Raw genomic sequence first — 15964 nt, 5'->3', positions numbered from 1 at the left:
TCAGCCGGCCGGCGTGCCGCTGGTCGACGGCGCGGAGCTGCTGCCCGAGTCCGCCGGGGCGCCCGACGAGGACGTGGTGGCCGGGCTGGTCGGCGTCGTGGGAGTGGTCGGCGTGGTCGAGGTCGTCGGCGGCGGGCTGTCGCTGGTCGGCGTGCTCGACGTCGGGCTGGTCGACGGGCTGGTCGGCGTCGTGGGCGAGCTGCTGGTCGGCGTCGTGCTGGTCGGCGGCAGCTGCGAAGGCGGCACGCTCGACGGCGGCGGCTGCGTGACCGGCGGCGCCGGGTCCCCGCCCGGGCTGCCCGCGGCGGCGTCGACGGCGCCCGGTCCCGGCGGCGCGCCGATCGGGACCTGGCTGTCCGGCAGCTGCGAGACCCCGCCGCGGTACGCCGCGGCGTAGGACATCACGGTGTCCACATAGGACTGTGAATTGTTGTACCGGCGCACGGCCAGCCGCTGCATCGCGTCGCTGGACAGGTCCAGACCGCCGGAGCACAGGTACCGCGCGGTGGCCAGCGACTCGTCGTAGACGTTGTTCGGGTCGGCGACGCCGTCGCCGTTGCCGTCGGAGGCGTAACCGTTCCAGGTCGACGGGATGAACTGCATGGCGCCGACGGCGCGGTCCCACGTGCGGTCGCCGTCGTAACGGCCGCCGTCGGTGTCGCGGATCGCGGCGAACCCGCCGGAGCCGTTGAGCACCGGGCCCAGGATCGGCTCGAGCGTGTTGCCGGCGCTGTTCACATAGCCGCCGCGCGCGTGGTTCGACTCGATGCGGCCGATGGCGGCGATCAGCGCCCAGTCGAGGTGGCAGCCGGGCTGTTCCTTGGCCATGATGTCGGCGGCGTTCTTGTATGCCTTGAGCATGCTGCCGGGAATGCCGAGCGGCCCGGACGGCGCCGAGGACCCGTTGCCGGCCTGCGCGCCGGGCACCGTCAGCGGCTGGGGGACCGGCGGCTGCGGCAGGCTGCCGTCCACGGCGATCGGCGGGAGTGCGATGTCCGGCGGGAAGAACGGCGCGGCCAGTGCCGGCTGCCCGCTGCCGAGCGGGCTCTGCACGGCGAGCGGGGTCGGCAGGCCCGACGCGGTCACCGTCGGCAGCACGACGAGCGCGCCACCCGCGAGGGCGGCCGCCGTCCGGTGCCGGACCGAGCGCGCGCGCTCCGGGCGTGGCCGGTGTTTCGGCATGTGGTCACTCCCCGTCTTGTTGGACCTGCACCGCTCGCCAAGTTAGCCGATGCCGACGGGATTCGGTGAGCCACTGAGCGGAATTTGTCCTAGACGGCCAACTTTCGTCCATCTGGCATAAATCCATCGTCGGCCGACTGTCCTTTTTCACCAAGGTTTTACGGGTGTAACCGGCTATTCGGCGGCGTTTTCGGTGAATAGGCCGAACGGAGTAACGGCGGTGATTTCGCGGGCGTAACAGCGGGCCAGCGGGTCTTCGCGATAGGCGCCGAAAGCGTCGATCGCGCGGTACCCCTCACGTTCGTAGAAGCGGATGGCTTCCGGTTGGCGGACGCCGGTCTCCAGCAGCAGCCGGGTGATGTCGTGGCCGCGGGCCTGCTCTTCGAGGGCGCGCAGCAGCCGGGTGGCGAGGCCGGAGCCACGTGCTCCCGGAACGACGTACATGCGCTTGATCTCGGCTTCGCCCGGGCCGAGCCGGCGGAGGCCGCCGCAGCCGGTGGGCTTGCCGTCCTCGTCGCGGGCGACCAGGAACACGGTGATGCTCTCGGCGGTCGGGACCGGCCCGGCCTCGTGGCCGGCGGTCTCGTAGCGGGCGTCGAGCTCGTCTCGCTGAGCCCGCCGAAGCGCGACGGCGTCGGGAGCGTCCCAGGGTTCGATGCTGATCACGGCACTCCCGGCGGTGGGGCTCACGGTTTCGGAACATCTGTTACGGTAACGGATGTTACGGAACGGAGGCCGGGATGCCAAGGCAGCGTGACGTCGCCGCTCAGCGGGAACTGCTGTCGGGCGCCGTCTGGCAGGTGCTGGCGGAGTCGGGGCTGCCCGGCTTGACGGTCCGCGCGGTCGCCGGCCGGGCCGGCTGCACCAGCGGGCTGGTCATGCACGCGTTCCCGAGCAAGCGCGCGCTGCTGTTACACGCCCGGGAGCTGCTGCACGAGCGCACCGCGGCCCGCGCGGACGCGGTGCAGGACGCGGGCGGAGAGCCCCGGACCGTGCTGCGCGACGTGCTTCTGCGGGCAGTCACGCTCACCCCGGAAGCGGCCGACGAGGCGCGCGTCTGGGTTGGCTTCCTCGCGGCCGCGTTGGCCGATCCGGAACTGGCCGACCGGCACCGCGCGAACAACCGCTCGTTCGTCACCCGCATCGCGCGCCTGACCGGTGTTGTCCGTCCTGAATGGACGGATGGGCGATGTCGGGCGGCGGCGAAACGGCTGGTGGCGCTGGTTGAAGGCCTCAACACGCTTGCCGCCGCGGATCCGGAGACTTACTCGCCGGTCGTGCAGCGCGAGGCGGTCGGCACTGCCGTTTCGGCGCTCTAGGCGGCAGGACCGAAGCGTCGCCGGTACTCCGAAGGGCTCAGTCCGGTGTGCCGCCGCAGCTGGGCGCGGAGGTTGGCCGCGGTGCCGAAGCCGCTGGCGGACGCGATGTGGTCGAGGCGCAGCTCGCCGCGTTCGATCAGGCGGCAGGCCAGCGTCACGCGTTCCGTGGTCAGCCACGACAACGGCGTGGTGCCGAGTTCCGCGCGGAAGCGGCGGTGGAGCGTGGCCGGGCTCGTGGCGGCGCGCGCGGCCAGATCCGCGACGGTCAGCGCGCGGCCCAGGTTCGCCCGCGCCCACTCCAGCACCGGCGCGAGCGAGGTGTCCGGCACCGCGGGCACCGGCCGGGCCACGAACTGCCGCTGGCCGCCGTCGCGGTGCCCGGCGAAGACCAGCCGCCGGCTGACGGCGTTCGCGATTTCCGCGCCGTGGTCGCGCTGGATCACGTACAGGCCCAGGTCCAGCGCCGCCGCGCTGCCCGCCGCCGTGAGCACGCTGCCCTCGTCCACGAACAGGACGTCCGGCTCCAGCCGCACCCGCGGGTACCGGGCCGTGAACTCCGCCGCCCAGCGCCAATGCGTGGTCGCCCGCCGTCCGTCCAGGACACCCGCTTCGGCGAGGGTGAACGCGCCGGTGCAGAAGCTCATCAGCCGCGCGCCCCGGGTCGCCGCGCGCCGGATCGCGGCCAGCACGCCGGGATGCGCGGGTGCCTCGGGGTCCGGGCGGTTCGGCACGATCACCGTGTCCGCCGCGTCGACGGCGTCCAGTCCCGCCACCCCGGACAACGTGAACATCCCCAGGTGCATGGTCACTTCCGAGCCGGCGGCGGCGAGCGTGAACTCGTACCACGGACGGTCCAGCTCCGGCCGGCGCAGGCCGAACAACTCGGTGGCGACACCCATTTCGGACGGGTTCGAGCCCTCGTCCACCACCATCACGACCCGGTGCGAGGATTCTTGCGGCATATGCGATTCCTAGCACTCCCGTCGCCGGATGACCAGGCCGAGAATCGTTCTCATGAGCGAAAACCCCATCAACCTGCAGTCCGTGCTCGACGGTTTCGACGCCGTGTGGAGCCCCCGCATCGTCGACACCGTCAACGATTACGACATCCGCTTGGCGCGCTTCGCCGGCGAGCACGTGTGGCACGTCCACGAGGACACCGACGAGTTCTTCCTGGTCCTCGACGGCGAGATCGAGATCGGCCTGCGTGAGCCCGCGGGCGAGCGCGTGGTCACAGTCGCCCGTGGATCGGTCTTCGTGGTCCCGCGCGGCACGTTCCACAAGCCGTCCTCGAAGGCGGGCGCGGCCGTGCTGCTGGTGGAGCCGACGGGCACGCTCTCGGTGGGCGACCAGCACGAAGAAGTGCCCGACCACGTGGACGTGACCGTGGGCCATCGCGTTTGATCACGGCCTTCAGCTGCTGGGTTTCAGTCTGAGACGGCGTACCCTCGGCGCCATGAAACGGACCTCCTTCGCGCAGTGGCCGTGCTCCATCGCGAGGACCATGGACCTGCTCGGGGACTGGTGGACGCCGCTGGTGCTGCGTGACGCGTTCTACGGCGTCACGCGCTTCGACGAGTTCCAGCAGGCGCTCGGCATCGCGCGCAACACCCTCGCCGACCGGCTCCGGCGGCTGGTCGATGAGGGCCTGCTGGAGAAGCGGCCGTACCAGGCCGAGCCGGTGCGTTACGACTACGTGCTGACCGAGAAGGGCCGTGACTTCTGGAGCGTGCTCGCCGCGATGACGGCGTGGGGCGACCGCTGGCTCGCCACCGAGGCCGGCCCGCCGATCACCATGCAGCACAAGGACTGCGGGCACGAGACGCACGCCGAAGTGGTGTGCGCGGAATGCGGCGAGCGGCTCACGGCGGAGTCGACGCGGATGCGCCGCGGCCCCGGCTTCCCGGAGCGGATCGCGCACCGGCCCGACGTCGAGGCGCGGTTCGCCCGGCAGGAGGCCCAGCGCCGGCCGTCGCGTTGACAACCTGGGTTTCACTACGCAACTATCGTGGTCAGAGCCATTCTGACGAGCGAGGAGGCGCACCACGATGGAGTGGACCGGCGCGCGGTACGCGGACAATCCCACGGTCGAGGCCACGACGTGGATCGACGGCGACCCCGAGCGCGTGTGGCAGGTCGTGGCCGACGTCCGGCTGATGCCCTCGATGAGCCAGGAGCTGCAGTCCGTCGAGTGGTGCGACGGCGTCACGGGCCCGGCGCTGGGCCACGCGTTCCTCGGCAGCAGCAAGCACGACGCGCTCGGCGAGTGGCAGACGAAGTCGTTCGTCGTCGAATGCGACGAGCCGCGGGTGTTCGCCTGGGCCGTCCAGGACGCCGAGAACCCGACCGCGACCTGGCGGTTCACCCTGACTCCGGAGAACGGCGGCACCCGGCTCACCCAGTGGATGCGGATAGGCCCGGGGCGCTCGGGCCTGTCGCTGGCGATCGACCGGATGCCGGACAAGGAGCAGAAGATCGTCTTCGTCCGGATGCGCGAGTTCGAGAACTCGATGACCGCGACCATCGCGGCGATCAAGGACCGCGTCGAGGCCGCGAAGTGATGCGGACGGCTACCACGGTCGAGGCGTCCGGCGGCTGGGCGGAAACGCTCGCTTTTGTGCTGGAGGCCGAGAAACTGGGCCTCGACGGGTGCTGGGTCGCCGAGGCCTGGGGCTCCGACGCGCCGTCGGTGCTCGGCTACCTCGCCGGGCGCACGGAGCGGTTGCGGCTCGGCTCCGGGATCATCCAGCTCGGCACCCGCACGCCGGTCGCGATCGCGCAGGCCGCGCTGACGCTCGCGGAGGTGTCCGGCGGCCGGTTCTCACTCGGCCTCGGCGCGTCCGGCCCGCAGGTGATCGAGGGGTTGCACGGGGTGCCGTTCGCGAAGCCGCTGACGCGGATGCGCGAGACCGTCGAGATCATCCGCCAGGCCTTCGCCGGTGAGAAGATCTCCTTCTCCGGCAAGGCTTTCGAGATCCCGCTGCCGGGCGAGGCGCGGCCGATGCGGCTGTCGTCGAAGCCGAACGAGGACATCTCGATCTACCTGGCCACGCTCTCGCCGAAGCTGCTGGAGCTGACCGGCGAGATCGCCGATGGCTGGCTCGGCACCAGCTTCGTGCCCGAAGGCGCGAGCGCCTACTTCGGCCCCATCGACGCCGGGCTCGCGAAGTCCGGGCGAGTGCGCAAGGACCTGGACGTCTGCCAGGGCGCCGAAGTCGCGTTCGCCGCCGATGAAGACGAACTGCGGACGATGGTGGCCGGCCGTAAGAAGGAGCTGGCTTTTTCCCTCGGCGGCATGGGCTCCGCGAGCACGAACTTCTACAACGACGCGTACAGCCGCCAGGGCTGGGCCGAGGTCGCGGCCGAGGTCCGCGAGCGTTGGCTGGCCGGCGATCGCGACGGCGCCACCGCACTCGTCACGGACGAGATGGTGCTGGGCACCACGCTGATCGGCACCGAGGACATGGTCCGCGAGCGCCTGCGTGTGTGGCGCGACGCCGGCGTCGACACCGTCCGCCTGTACCCGTCGGGCGAGACGCTCGACGCGAAGCTCACCACTCTGGGCCGGGCCCTCGACCTGGTGCGCCAGGTCGGCTGACCGTTCCGAGCGGCTTCGGCGAAACGCCTGCACGGCCGGTCCGCCTGCGCGATAGTGGCGGCATTCCCGAGCCGAGGAGCCCCGCCGATGCGCAAGATCGTGTCCACTTTGTTCATTTCGCTGGACGGCGTGGTCGAGGCGCCGGATCAGTGGTCACTGTCCTATTGGAACGAGGAGCTCGAGCACGCCGTCGGCGCCGGCATGGCGGACGCGGACACGATGCTGCTCGGCCGGGTCACCTACGAGGGCTTCGCGGAGTCGTGGCCGGGCCGCACGGTGGCCGACGACCCGGGCGCGGAGTTCATGAACAGCGTGCGCAAGTACGTCGCGTCGACCACGTTGACGAGCGTCGGATGGCAGAACTCGACGTTGCTGGAGGGCGACCTCGCCACGGCGCTCGCCGGGCTGAAGGCCGGCGAAGGCGGCGACATCATGACCAGCGGCAGCACCACGCTGGTGCGCTGGCTGCTGGGCGCCGGCCTGGTCGACGAGCTGACCCTGCTGCAGTACCCCGTCGTCGTCGGCCGCGGACGGCGCCTCTTCCCGGTCGAGGGGCCGTCGTTCGACTTCGAGCTGGCCCGGTCGAAGGCGTTCGGCAACGGAGTGCTGCAGCTCGTCTACCGTCCGGTCCGGTGAGGATCAGTTCACCTGCCGGTCCTGGCCGTCCCAGAAAGGCTTGCGCAGCTTGAACTTCTGGATCTTCCCGGTCGCCGTGCGGGGCAGCTCGTCGAGGAATTCCACGCGTTTCGGGCACTTGTAGCCCGCCAGGTAATCGCGGCAGTGGGTGATCAGCTCCTCGGCCGTCACGGGGGAGCCGTCGGTGACCACGAGCGCCGTGACGAGTTCGCCCCACTTCTGGTCCGGGATGCCGATCACCGCGACCTCGCGGACGGCCGGGTGCGAGGACAGCGCGTCCTCCACCTCGATGGACGAGACGTTCTCGCCACCGGTGATGATCACGTCCTTCTTCCGGTCGGCGATGGTGAGGTACCCGTCGGTGAACGAGCCGCCGTCGCCGGTGTGGAACCAGTTGCCCTCCTGCACGCGGGCGGTCTCTTCCGGGTTCTCCCAGTAGCCGTCGAGGTTCATGTTCGACTGGACCAGCACCTCGCCGTCGGTGTCGATCGACACCCGGACGCCGAGCGCGGGCGTGCCGGCGCGGCCGAGGCGCTTCGCCTGCTCGTGCGGGTCGAGGTCCGCCCACTCGCTGCGGAACCGGTTCACCGTGAGCAGCGGCGAGGTCTCGGTGAGGCCGTAGATCTGGATGAACTCCCAGCCGAGCTCCGCGCGCACCCGCTCGATGGTGCGGGTCGGCGGCGGCGCGCCGGCCACGACGATCCGCACGCGGTCGCGGCCCGGCACCTCGCCCTCCCACTTCGCCGCGCCGTCGAGGGCGGCCGTGACCACCGCGGGCGCGGCGCACATGATCGTGACGCCGTGCTCTTCGATGCGCCGGAGGATCTCGGTGCCGTCCACCTTCCGCAGCACGATGTGCCGCCCGCCGAGGCCGGTGACGGCGTAGGGCATGCCCCAGCCGTTCGCGTGGAACATCGGCAGGGTGTGCAGCAGCACGTCGTTGTCGTTCAACGTGGTGTGCAGCCCGAAAACGGCGGCGTTCAGCCAGAGGTTGCGGTGCGTGAGCTGCACGCCCTTGGGGCGCGCGGTGGTGCCGGAGGTGTAGTTCAGCGTGGCCGTGGCCGATTCGTCGCCGGCCCACGGCCGCGGCTCGCCGTCACCGCCGAAGATCTGCTCGTCGTGCTCGCCCAGCACGTACACGTGCTTCGCGGTGACGGTGTCCAGCAGCGGCTTCAGCTCCGGGTCGATCATGACCACCTCGGCCCCGGAATGCTCGACGATGTACCGGACTTCCGCGGCGGCGAGCCGGAAGTTCACCGGCACCAGCACCCGACCCCAGCCGGAGACGCCGAAGAACGACGTCAGCAACCGCGCGGAGTTGTGCGAAACGATCGCGACGCGCCCGCCCACGGGCACACCGAGGGCGTCGAGGTTCGCGGCCTGCGCGCCGGCGCGGCGGGCCAGCTCCCGGTAGGTCACCTCGCCCCACGGCGCGGCGGGCTGGTCGGGCTCGTCCACCACCGCGATCCGGTCCGGGTAGACGGACTCCGCGCGGTCGAGGAAATCGCGGACGCCGAGGTCGTAGAACACGTGCCGGTCCCTTCGCTGCGTTGCGGGCGACACCGCCCGCGAGGCGATGATGACTCGCGGCCGGTGGTACCGGCCACCCCACAAAGAGGGTGGTCAGTCGTGCGGTCCGGCCAGCAGCCCGGCCGCGCGCGCCCGGTTCACCGCCTGGATCCGGTTCGAGGCGTCCAGCTTGCGCATCGCGTGCTTGAGGTAGGACTTGACGGTGTTGGCCCGCAGCCCCAGACCCGCGGAGATCTCGTCGTTGGTGCAGCCGGCGCCCACGAGCCGCAGCACGTCCAGCTCCCGCGGGGAAAGCGTGATGCCGCTGTCTCCGCTGTCTGTGTTGTGGGTATCGGGGTCGGGGCGCAGGCGTTCGCAGACGTCGAGCAAACGTGCGCGGGCCTCGACGTCGTGCATCGAATCGGCGATCGCGAGCAGTTCGGCGTGCAGCTCCAGGTGCTCCCCGGCGAGTCGCTGCTCGCCCGGGGGAACGTAGGCCTGGGCCGCGATCCGGCGCCGGACCTCTTCCTCCACCTCGATGTCCCGTTCCAGCCTCGACACCACCGCGGTCGCGGCACGCAGCACCCGATCGCCGAACGTGATCGAATCGCGGGTCGCGGCGTAGAGCACCGCGCGCGTCGACTCCCCGACGCACACCGGCAGCGCGACCATGGCCCGCAGTTGCTCGGGAGCCACGGCGCGGTCGTATTTGTGCGTGATGCCTTGCGCGCTCAGGTAGTCGACGACCGTGGACGGCCGCCTCAGCGCCACGGCTTTGCCGCCGAGCCCGGCGCCGGTGTCGACTTGCAGATGCTGCAACGAGCGCGTGGCCGTGCCGCGCAGCTGGTCGATCACCAGGGAGCGCGAGCCCGCCGAGACGGGCCCGCCCATCGCGACGGGCAGCCCGGTCGCGCGCTGGAGCGCCTGCAGCGCGCCGGTGACCAGGGGGCTGGCCGCCAGCGCGAGTCGGCCCGATGACGTCATGGGCATCGTCCTCGCCTCGCTCGACCTGCGGTGGGGCATTCACGCTACGCCGTCCGTCGCAATCGGACCACGGTTGTGGTTCGGTGGCGGGGTGGACGTTCCGGACTTCGACACCGTCGCCGAGGCCCTCTGCTCGGGGGAGCCCGGCGAGTTCGTCGCGGCCCGCACCGCCGCCGCGCGCGACGCCACGGCCGCCGGCGACCGTGAGCTGGCCGCCCGGATCCGCGCGCTGCGCAAACCGACTCGCGCGGCCTTCTTCGTCAACCGCCTGGCCCGCGACGGGGCCGCCTCGCTGACCGAGCTGGCCGACCTGGGCCGGCGCCTGCGTGCGGCCCACACGAACCTCGCGGGCGCCGAACTGCGCGACTTGGCCCACCGCCGCAACGAGCTGGTCCGCCGCATCATGGCAGAAGCTCCCGGCCTCAGCGATCCGGTCGCCCGCGAGGTGGAGGAAACCCTGGAGGCGGTGGTCGCCGACCCGTCCGTCGCCGCCCTGGCCCTGGCCGGACGCCTGACGTCGATGGCCCAGCAGGACGCGGACCAGTGGCTGTCCATGCCGCTTTCCCCGGCGCCGAAGAAGCCCGAGCCGGCGAAAGCGCCACCCAAGAAGGCCGCTTCCCCTTCTGCGGAAAGGAAAAAGGCCGAGGAGGACCGCCAGGCCCGAGAACGCGCCCGCGCCCGGCGCGAGGAACAACGCCGAAAAACCGCCGCCGCCCAAGGGGAACGCGCGGAAGCCGCACGCGCCCTGATCCGCGCCGAGCACGCAGCCGAACAGGCCGACGCCCGCGTCACCGACCTCCGCACCCGCCTCGTCGAAGCGGAAGCCCGCGCCACGCAAGCTGCCGACGATCTTACCGCCGCCCGCTCAGCTTTCGAGACTGCGGAAGCGGCCGTGAAAGCCGCTTCGGCGGACGAGGACTGATCAACGCGGGCTGTGTGTGGCGTCGCCGGCCCTGGTGCTCGGCAGCTCAGGCCAGGTGGGTGCCCGCGAGCAGGTGGGTGAGGTCGGCGCCGAGGCGGGCTCGGTTGGCTGGGGGCAGGTCGGCGAGGAGGGTGGCCAGCTCGGCGGCGATGCCGTCGTGGGTTGTGCGGGCCAGGGCGCGGCCTTGGTCGGTCAGGGTGACCTGGCTGGTGCGGCGGTCGGTGCGGTGCTGGCCGCGGGTGGCCAGATCGCGGCGCACCACCCGGTCGACCAGGCCGGAGAGGCTGGACTTCTCCAGGTGCAGCACCCGGCCCAGCTCCGACATCCCCAGCGGCCCGTTCATCAGCACGCACAGCAGCTGAGCCTGTTGCGGCGTCAGGTCGTGCTGCCGGCTGACGTCGGCGAACACGTGCTGCACCAGATGCGAAAGCCGCACCAAGGAACCAGCCAGCTCGATTTCCGCGGCGGGCAGTGTCTTCGTCATGGCTCCTCCCTGTGCACAGCCTACTTGACGACAGTTCGTAGTGCGAACTAACCTGTGGTTCGTACTACGAACTGTTAGTATAACGAACCAAAGGCGGCGTGATGGCGAGAGTGGTGGTGGCCGGCGGCGGGTACGGCGGCATCGCGGTGGCGAAGGCGCTTGACGACGTCGCGGAGGTGCTGCTCGTCGAGCCGAGGGAGGAGTTCGTTCACCACAACGCGGCGTTGCGAGCGCTGGTGGATCCCGAGTGGACGGACCGGATTTTCCTGCCGTACGGGAACTTGCTTCGGCACGGCCGGATTCTCCGCGACCACGTCGTGCGGGTCGGTGACGGTGATGGCGCGGTGACGCTCTCGTCAGGCCGGCGGGTGGTGGCTGATTACGTCGTGCTCGCCACGGGGTCGGCGTATCCGTTCCCGGCGAAGATGGACGTTTTCGGGACCGTCGCGGCGAAAGCCCGGCTCCGCGCCGCGAGGGAGGCGGTGGCCGAGGCGCGCTCGATGCTGCTGCTCGGCGCCGGCCCGGTCGGGCTGGAGCTGACCGGCGAGATCAAGGACCGCTGGCCGGACAAGGCCGTGACGATCGTCGACCCCGCGGTGGACGTGCTCGGCGGGCGGTACCCCGAGGAGTTCCGTGCGGAGCTGCGCCGCCAGCTCGACACGCTGGGCGTCACGTTGCTCCTGGAGACCAGCCTGACGGAGGAGCCGGTTTCCGAGGCGGGACAAGCGAAATCGTTCACCGTGACGACGCGGTCGGGGCATCAGGTGAGCGCCGACGTGTGGTTTCGCTGCTTCGGCGTCGCGCCGGCCTCGGGCTACCTGTCCGGCTCACCCGCGCGGACGGCGGCCGGGACGCTGCGGGTGACCCCGCACCTTCGCGTCGACGGCCACGACCGGGTCTTCGCGCTCGGCGACCTGGTGGACCTGCCGGAGGCGAAGATGGCGCGGGCGGCCGGAATGCAGGCCGACGTCGTGGCCGCGAACATCCGGGCGCTCATCGAGGGCGGTGAGCTCACGGCCTACCGACCGGCGTCGCCGGGGATCTCGCTGCCGCTGGGCGCCCGCGGCGGCGCGACGTACCAGGAGGGGATCGGAGTGCTGGGTGCGGAGCGGACCGCCGAGCTGAAAGGCGGTGACCTGCGGACGACCGCGTACACCGAGCTGCTGGACCCGACCCGCGACCGGTGAGCACAGACAGGGCGAGGCGGCTCCGGGCGGGGGCATACTGCGACCATGGATGCTCGGGCGCACGTGGATGCTTGGCTTGCGGCCTGGCAGGACCGGGATCTCGACGCGATCATGGCCTGTTACGCCGAGGGGGTGGACTTCGTGGCGTCCACCGTCGTCCGGCGGTGGGGGCGGGCGGATGGGCGGCTGCACGGCCGGGACGAGCTGCGGCTGCATTTCGAGCAGGGGCTGAAGCTGGCGCCGGGGCTGACGTTCACCGAAGAGGCGCTCCTGAGCAGCCCGGACGGGTACGCGCTGTTCTACCACCGGGAGAACGGCAATCGCGTTCTCGACGTCGTGGAGCTGGACGCCGCGGGGCAGGCTGCCCGCGTTCGCGCTTTCTACGAGCACCACCAGCACTGAGACGCGGAGCTGTCAAAGCAGGTAACGGAGCAAAAGCGTCCCGTCTTCGACCAAGACCGAGGCCAGTTCCAGCCGGGCCGGGTCCAGGCCGGCGCCGGTGGCGATGCGGGACGCGGTGCCGGCGATCAGGAGCGGGGCGATCGTCAGCCGTAGCTCGTCGACTGCTCCGGCGGCGGCGAGGGAGGCGAACAGGTGCGGGCCGCCCTCGCAGTCGATGCGGGGCAGGCCGCGGGCGACCAGGCCGTCGACGGCTGCGCGGAAGTCCACGGTGTCGGTGCCCGCGACCATGACGTCCGCGCCCGCCGCGGACCAGGCCGCGCGAAGGTCCGCGGGCGCGGCCGCGCTGGTGATGACGATCGTGGGCACCGAGGCCTTCGTGATCACCGGCGCGTCCGGTGGCAGGGAGCGGCCCGAAGTCACCACCGCGACCGGCGCGATCGGGTCCAGGCCGTGCCGACGGCGGCGCTCGGCGGCCTGTTGGTCCGGCTGCCCGCCTTCGAAACCCTCGATCAGCGCCGTCCCCGCGCCGACCAGCACGACGTCGGCGAGGTCGTTGCCCAGCCGGTAGACGATCCGGTCCGCAGGGGTCGACAGCGTGGCCGAGCGGCCTTCGACCGTCACGCCGCCGTCGGCGCTGGAGACGAAGTTCACCGCCAGCCACTTCGGGTCCGCCGGGTAGGAGTACAGCCGCTCCAGGTCGGCGTCGGCCAGGTCGCGGTTGCCGGGCCAGATCTCGCGGATCACAGCGAACGCACCACCCTCGCGGGCGGGCGCGTGCCCGCGATGCTGGCCACCATCTCCACCACGTGCCGCGTCTCGCGCACCTGGTGCGCGCGGAACATCGCGGCCCCGTGCAGCGCGGCCACCGCCGTCGCCGCGAGAGTCCCGCTCACGCGCTCGCCGACCGGCACGTCCAGCGTCTCGCCGATCACGTCCTTGTTCGACAGCGCCATCAGCACCGGCCAGCCCGTCGCGGTCAGCGCCTCGACACTCCGCAGCAGCTCCAGCGACTGGTAGGAGTTCTTCCCGAAGTCGATGCAGGGGTCGATCATGATGCCCTCCCGCGGCACCCCGCGCTCCAGCGCCCGCTCGGCCAGCGCGGTGGTGGCCTCGATGACGGCCTTGACGACGTCGTCGTACTCGGGCCGGACGGCTTCCGTGCGCGGCTGCAAACCGTTGGTGTGCGCGCAGATGTACCCGGCGCCGTACTGCGCGGCGACGTCCAGGATCTCCGGCTCGACGGCGGCCCAGTTGTCGTTGACCAGGTCCGCGCCGGCGCGGCAGACGGCATCGGCGACTTCGGCGCGGTAGGTGTCGACGCTGATCACGAGGTCGGGGAAGGTCTCGCGGGCCCAGGCGACGGTCGGCACGACGCGGCTGATCTCCTCCGCCGCGGTGACCTCGGGGCCGTGGCCGGCGGGCACTCCGCCGATGTCGACGAGGTCCGCTCCCTCGGCGCGGGCGCGGCGGACGGCGTCCTGCGCGCGCTGCTCTTCGAAGGTGGCGCCGTGGTCGTAGAACGAATCGGGCGTGCGGTTGACGATGGCCATCACCAGTGCGCGATCGCCGGTGAGGCGGCGGCCTCGGAAGACGAGGTCGGGCGTCTTCAATGTGCTCTCCCGTGCCGGTGCGTCGGTCTCCGCGATCATAGGCGAGCAGACGACGGCATTACGGCCGGCAGGTGGCGGGCGACGATGCCGGAGGCCACCTGCGCGCGGGCCTTCGACCGATTCAGGAGGCGAGTGCCTCGTTGATGGCGTGGAATTCGTGGGCGGTGCGGGTGGCGGAGAACTCGATCACGGTGTAGCGCGCGAGGCGCTGGACGATGAAGGGGTCGGTGGCGAGCACGGCGTCCAGCTTGCCGCGCAGGCACGGGCGGGTGAGGATGACCTGGTCGGCATCCCCGTTTCCTTTTCCGGAAACCAGGAACAAGCCGTGCGAGAAGTGTGACCGCACCCAATCCGCGTGTTCCGGAAGTGCGTAGTCGACTTCGTTTCGAGGCGCTGTGTATGTCAGCAGGGCTATGTACATGACTTCAGAGTAGAACTCCGGCGCCGACCTTGCATCCTCCTCCCGAGTGTCGCGTCCCACGGGCAAAGTCATCCCCCGGTCAATAATTTCGGAATTCCTTTACCGGGGCTTTTTGTTCCTTTTTAATGCGTCCGGCGTACGTAAACCTGCGTACGCCGGTGTCGACACCGGCACGACGACGAAACGTTGTCGTGGCACCAGACTCGGCGGTATGACTCCGATGGTGGCGGCCGTGGGCCGCATCTGGCGGGACGGCCGGCGAGTCGAGCGCGCCGCGTACGTGGTGGGGGCCGTGCTCTTCGCCGGCGGGCTGGCGAACGCGGTGGTGCTGCTGGCCTCCGGCGGCACCTGGCTCGGTCCGGTTTCGCTGCGCAAGGCGGTCACGTTCGGCTTGTCGTTCGGCCTCACCCTGGCGACGGTCGCGTGGGCGACCTCGTACCTCACGGTCCGGGGCCGGACGGTGCTGCTCGGCGCGTTCCTCCTCGCCTGCGTGACCGAGGTGGCGCTGGTGACCATGCAGGCGTGGCGCGGGGTCCCGTCGCATTTCAACTTCGAAACGGGCTTCGACGCGGCCGTTTCGATGACGCTCGCCGCCGGCGGCGGGGTGATCGTGCTGACCGGGCTCGGCTTCACCGTCGCGGCCTTCCTCTCGCCGGGCGCGATGGCGCCGAGCCAACGGCTGGCCGTGCGTTTCGGCCTGCTGGTGCTGATGGTCGCGCTCGCGACCGGCGCGGTGATGATCGCCCGCGGCGTCGGCGAGGCGCGCGGCGGAGATCCTCAACTGGCCTACACCACGGCGGGTGCGCTGAAACCACTGCACGCCGTGGCGATGCACGCGATCCTGGTGCTGCCCGGGCTGGCCTGGCTGCTGCGGTTCACCGGCCTGGCCGAACGGCAGCGGCTCCGGCTGGTGTGGCTCGCCGTTGTCGCGGACGCGGTGCTGACGGCCGTCATCGGAATCGAGGCCTTCACCGGAATTCCGCCGTTCTCGGCGCCGGCCGTTTACACCGGGTTGTCCGCTGTCGCACTCGCTGTTCTCGCCGGGACCGTTATTTTCGCGTTATTTTCCGCGCTGCGCGGTAAAGAAAGCCCTGACTATTTCCGCGCAAGCAATCCCTGAACGGCCTCGACGAGGGTGCGCCGCCGTTCGGCCCGATCGGCGGGCAGCCGCGGGCCGAGTTCCGGGTTCGTGGTGTGCCACGCCGCGGACAGCGCCTGGACCAGGACGACCAGTTGCACGGGCGAGTAGTGCCCCGGCACCTCGCCCGCCTGCTGGGCGCGGCCGATCTCGCCGAGCCGGACGTCGTTCGCTTCGGTGATCGCGCGCAGGTGCTCGTCGGCGGGCCGTTCGAGCCGGTACCAGGTGGACAGTCGCAGCGTCTCGGGATGGTCCTCGTAGTAGTCGAACGCGCGCCCGGTGTATCCGGCGAGTTCGCCGGCGTCGAACGGCACGGCGGCGAAGAACGCCTTCGTCCGCTCGTCGAAGACCGCGTCGAACAGCTGCTCTTTGCTGCCGAAGTAGGAGTAGATCATCGCCTTGTTGCAGCCCGCGGCGGCGGCGATCCGGTCGACGCGCGCGCCCGCGATGCCGTAGCCGGAGAACTCGGCGGTGGCGGCTTCGAGGAGCCGGCGTCGGGTTTGTTCCGCGTCACGAGCCATGGGCCCAGACTAGCAACCAACCGGTCAGTGGGTTTGCCGTTCACTCTGGTG

20 protein-coding genes are annotated in these 15964 nt (G+C 71.1%); 10 read left to right on the top strand and 10 right to left on the bottom strand.

The genetic code is table 11. The annotated features are described in order from the left end of the window. Together BMY97_RS01325 and BMY97_RS01320 are read right to left on the bottom strand one after the other, a co-directional pair. Positions 1-1182, bottom strand: a complete 1182-nt coding sequence (locus tag BMY97_RS01325; RefSeq protein ID WP_091611238.1) for a lytic transglycosylase domain-containing protein — start codon at positions 1180-1182, stop codon at positions 1-3. 174 nt (positions 1183-1356) lie between these two features. Next, positions 1357-1848 (bottom strand): GNAT family N-acetyltransferase, encoded by a 492-nt coding sequence (locus BMY97_RS01320; protein WP_091611235.1) that lies wholly within the window; start codon positions 1846-1848, stop codon positions 1357-1359. A gap of 74 nt (positions 1849-1922) precedes the next feature. Between BMY97_RS01320 and BMY97_RS01315 the strand changes: the two genes are divergently transcribed. Continuing rightward, positions 1923-2501: a TetR/AcrR family transcriptional regulator gene (locus tag BMY97_RS01315; RefSeq protein ID WP_091611233.1), complete on the top strand. Its 579-nt coding sequence runs from the start codon at positions 1923-1925 to the stop codon at positions 2499-2501. Here BMY97_RS01315 and BMY97_RS01310 read toward each other — a convergent pair. Further along, entirely contained in the window at positions 2498-3463 is a 966-nt protein-coding gene (locus BMY97_RS01310) for a helix-turn-helix domain-containing protein (protein WP_091611230.1), read from the bottom strand. The genes BMY97_RS01315 and BMY97_RS01310 overlap by 4 nt on opposite strands. A 52-nt stretch (positions 3464-3515) precedes the next feature. Between BMY97_RS01310 and BMY97_RS01305 the strand changes: the two genes are divergently transcribed. The 5 genes from BMY97_RS01305 to BMY97_RS01285 all read left to right on the top strand — a co-directional run bounded on the left by BMY97_RS01305 (position 3516) and on the right by BMY97_RS01285 (position 6735). Next, positions 3516-3905, top strand: a complete 390-nt coding sequence (locus BMY97_RS01305) for a cupin domain-containing protein (protein ID WP_091611228.1) — start codon at positions 3516-3518, stop codon at positions 3903-3905. 52 nt (positions 3906-3957) lie between these two features. Then, a complete protein-coding gene (locus BMY97_RS01300; RefSeq protein WP_091611225.1) occupies positions 3958-4482 on the top strand; it encodes a winged helix-turn-helix transcriptional regulator in 525 nt (174 codons plus the stop codon). A 67-nt stretch (positions 4483-4549) separates the two neighbouring features. Beyond that, on the top strand, positions 4550-5062 hold the full coding sequence (locus BMY97_RS01295; RefSeq protein WP_091611222.1) for an SRPBCC family protein: 513 nt from the start codon (positions 4550-4552) through the stop codon (positions 5060-5062). Then, positions 5062-6099 carry an LLM class flavin-dependent oxidoreductase gene (locus tag BMY97_RS01290; protein ID WP_091611219.1) on the top strand — a complete coding sequence of 346 codons (1038 nt, stop codon included), beginning with the start codon at positions 5062-5064 and terminating at the stop codon, positions 6097-6099. Before BMY97_RS01295 ends, BMY97_RS01290 begins: the two co-directional genes overlap by 1 nt. Before the next feature lie 87 nt (positions 6100-6186). Further along, a complete protein-coding gene (locus tag BMY97_RS01285; RefSeq protein ID WP_091611217.1) occupies positions 6187-6735 on the top strand; it encodes a dihydrofolate reductase family protein in 549 nt (182 codons plus the stop codon). Between the two features lie 3 nt (positions 6736-6738). Here the strand turns inward: BMY97_RS01285 and BMY97_RS01280 are convergent, their stop codons facing one another. Together BMY97_RS01280 and BMY97_RS01275 are read right to left on the bottom strand one after the other, a co-directional pair. Beyond that, positions 6739-8265 (bottom strand): AMP-binding protein, encoded by a 1527-nt coding sequence (locus BMY97_RS01280; RefSeq protein ID WP_091611214.1) that lies wholly within the window; start codon positions 8263-8265, stop codon positions 6739-6741. A gap of 93 nt (positions 8266-8358) precedes the next feature. Further along, positions 8359-9228 carry a response regulator transcription factor gene (locus BMY97_RS01275; RefSeq protein ID WP_218156650.1) on the bottom strand — a complete coding sequence of 290 codons (870 nt, stop codon included), beginning with the start codon at positions 9226-9228 and terminating at the stop codon, positions 8359-8361. Between the two features lie 91 nt (positions 9229-9319). Here BMY97_RS01275 and BMY97_RS01270 point away from each other — a divergent pair, with 91 nt between their 5' ends. Then, positions 9320-10150 carry a hypothetical protein gene (locus tag BMY97_RS01270; RefSeq protein ID WP_091612781.1) on the top strand — a complete coding sequence of 277 codons (831 nt, stop codon included), beginning with the start codon at positions 9320-9322 and terminating at the stop codon, positions 10148-10150. 46 nt (positions 10151-10196) lie between these two features. On the opposite strand, the gene BMY97_RS01265 is transcribed toward BMY97_RS01270, so the two are convergent. Beyond that, positions 10197-10634: a MarR family winged helix-turn-helix transcriptional regulator gene (locus BMY97_RS01265; protein WP_091611209.1), complete on the bottom strand. Its 438-nt coding sequence runs from the start codon at positions 10632-10634 to the stop codon at positions 10197-10199. Between the two features lie 101 nt (positions 10635-10735). Here BMY97_RS01265 and BMY97_RS01260 point away from each other — a divergent pair, with 101 nt between their 5' ends. After that, on the top strand, positions 10736-11821 hold the full coding sequence (locus tag BMY97_RS01260) for an FAD-dependent oxidoreductase (protein ID WP_342743988.1): 1086 nt from the start codon (positions 10736-10738) through the stop codon (positions 11819-11821). Positions 11822-11866: 45 nt separating this feature from the next. Continuing rightward, positions 11867-12223 carry a nuclear transport factor 2 family protein gene (locus BMY97_RS01255; protein WP_091611203.1) on the top strand — a complete coding sequence of 119 codons (357 nt, stop codon included), beginning with the start codon at positions 11867-11869 and terminating at the stop codon, positions 12221-12223. Positions 12224-12235: 12 nt separating this feature from the next. On the opposite strand, the gene BMY97_RS01250 is transcribed toward BMY97_RS01255, so the two are convergent. The 3 genes from BMY97_RS01250 to BMY97_RS01240 all read right to left on the bottom strand — a co-directional run bounded on the left by BMY97_RS01250 (position 12236) and on the right by BMY97_RS01240 (position 14254). Further along, on the bottom strand, positions 12236-12967 hold the full coding sequence (locus BMY97_RS01250; protein WP_091611200.1) for a pyrimidine reductase family protein: 732 nt from the start codon (positions 12965-12967) through the stop codon (positions 12236-12238). Then, positions 12964-13773, bottom strand: coding sequence for a dihydropteroate synthase (gene folP / locus BMY97_RS01245; RefSeq protein ID WP_425425223.1), 810 nt, complete (start codon positions 13771-13773; stop codon positions 12964-12966). Before folP ends, BMY97_RS01250 begins: the two co-directional genes overlap by 4 nt. Before the next feature lie 181 nt (positions 13774-13954). Beyond that, positions 13955-14254 carry a YciI family protein gene (locus BMY97_RS01240; protein WP_091611198.1) on the bottom strand — a complete coding sequence of 100 codons (300 nt, stop codon included), beginning with the start codon at positions 14252-14254 and terminating at the stop codon, positions 13955-13957. A gap of 211 nt (positions 14255-14465) precedes the next feature. Here BMY97_RS01240 and BMY97_RS01235 point away from each other — a divergent pair, with 211 nt between their 5' ends. Continuing rightward, positions 14466-15374, top strand: coding sequence for a hypothetical protein (locus BMY97_RS01235; RefSeq protein ID WP_245787089.1), 909 nt, complete (start codon positions 14466-14468; stop codon positions 15372-15374). Here BMY97_RS01235 and BMY97_RS01230 read toward each other — a convergent pair. Beyond that, positions 15350-15913 carry a TetR/AcrR family transcriptional regulator gene (locus tag BMY97_RS01230; RefSeq protein ID WP_091611195.1) on the bottom strand — a complete coding sequence of 188 codons (564 nt, stop codon included), beginning with the start codon at positions 15911-15913 and terminating at the stop codon, positions 15350-15352. The genes BMY97_RS01235 and BMY97_RS01230 overlap by 25 nt on opposite strands. Positions 15914-15964 lie beyond the last annotated feature (51 nt).

It is taken from the genome of Amycolatopsis saalfeldensis, from assembly GCF_900110575.1.
Taxonomy (GTDB): Bacteria; Actinomycetota; Actinomycetes; order Mycobacteriales; family Pseudonocardiaceae; genus Amycolatopsis; species Amycolatopsis saalfeldensis.
This window is presented reverse-complemented; position numbering and strand designations above follow the sequence as displayed.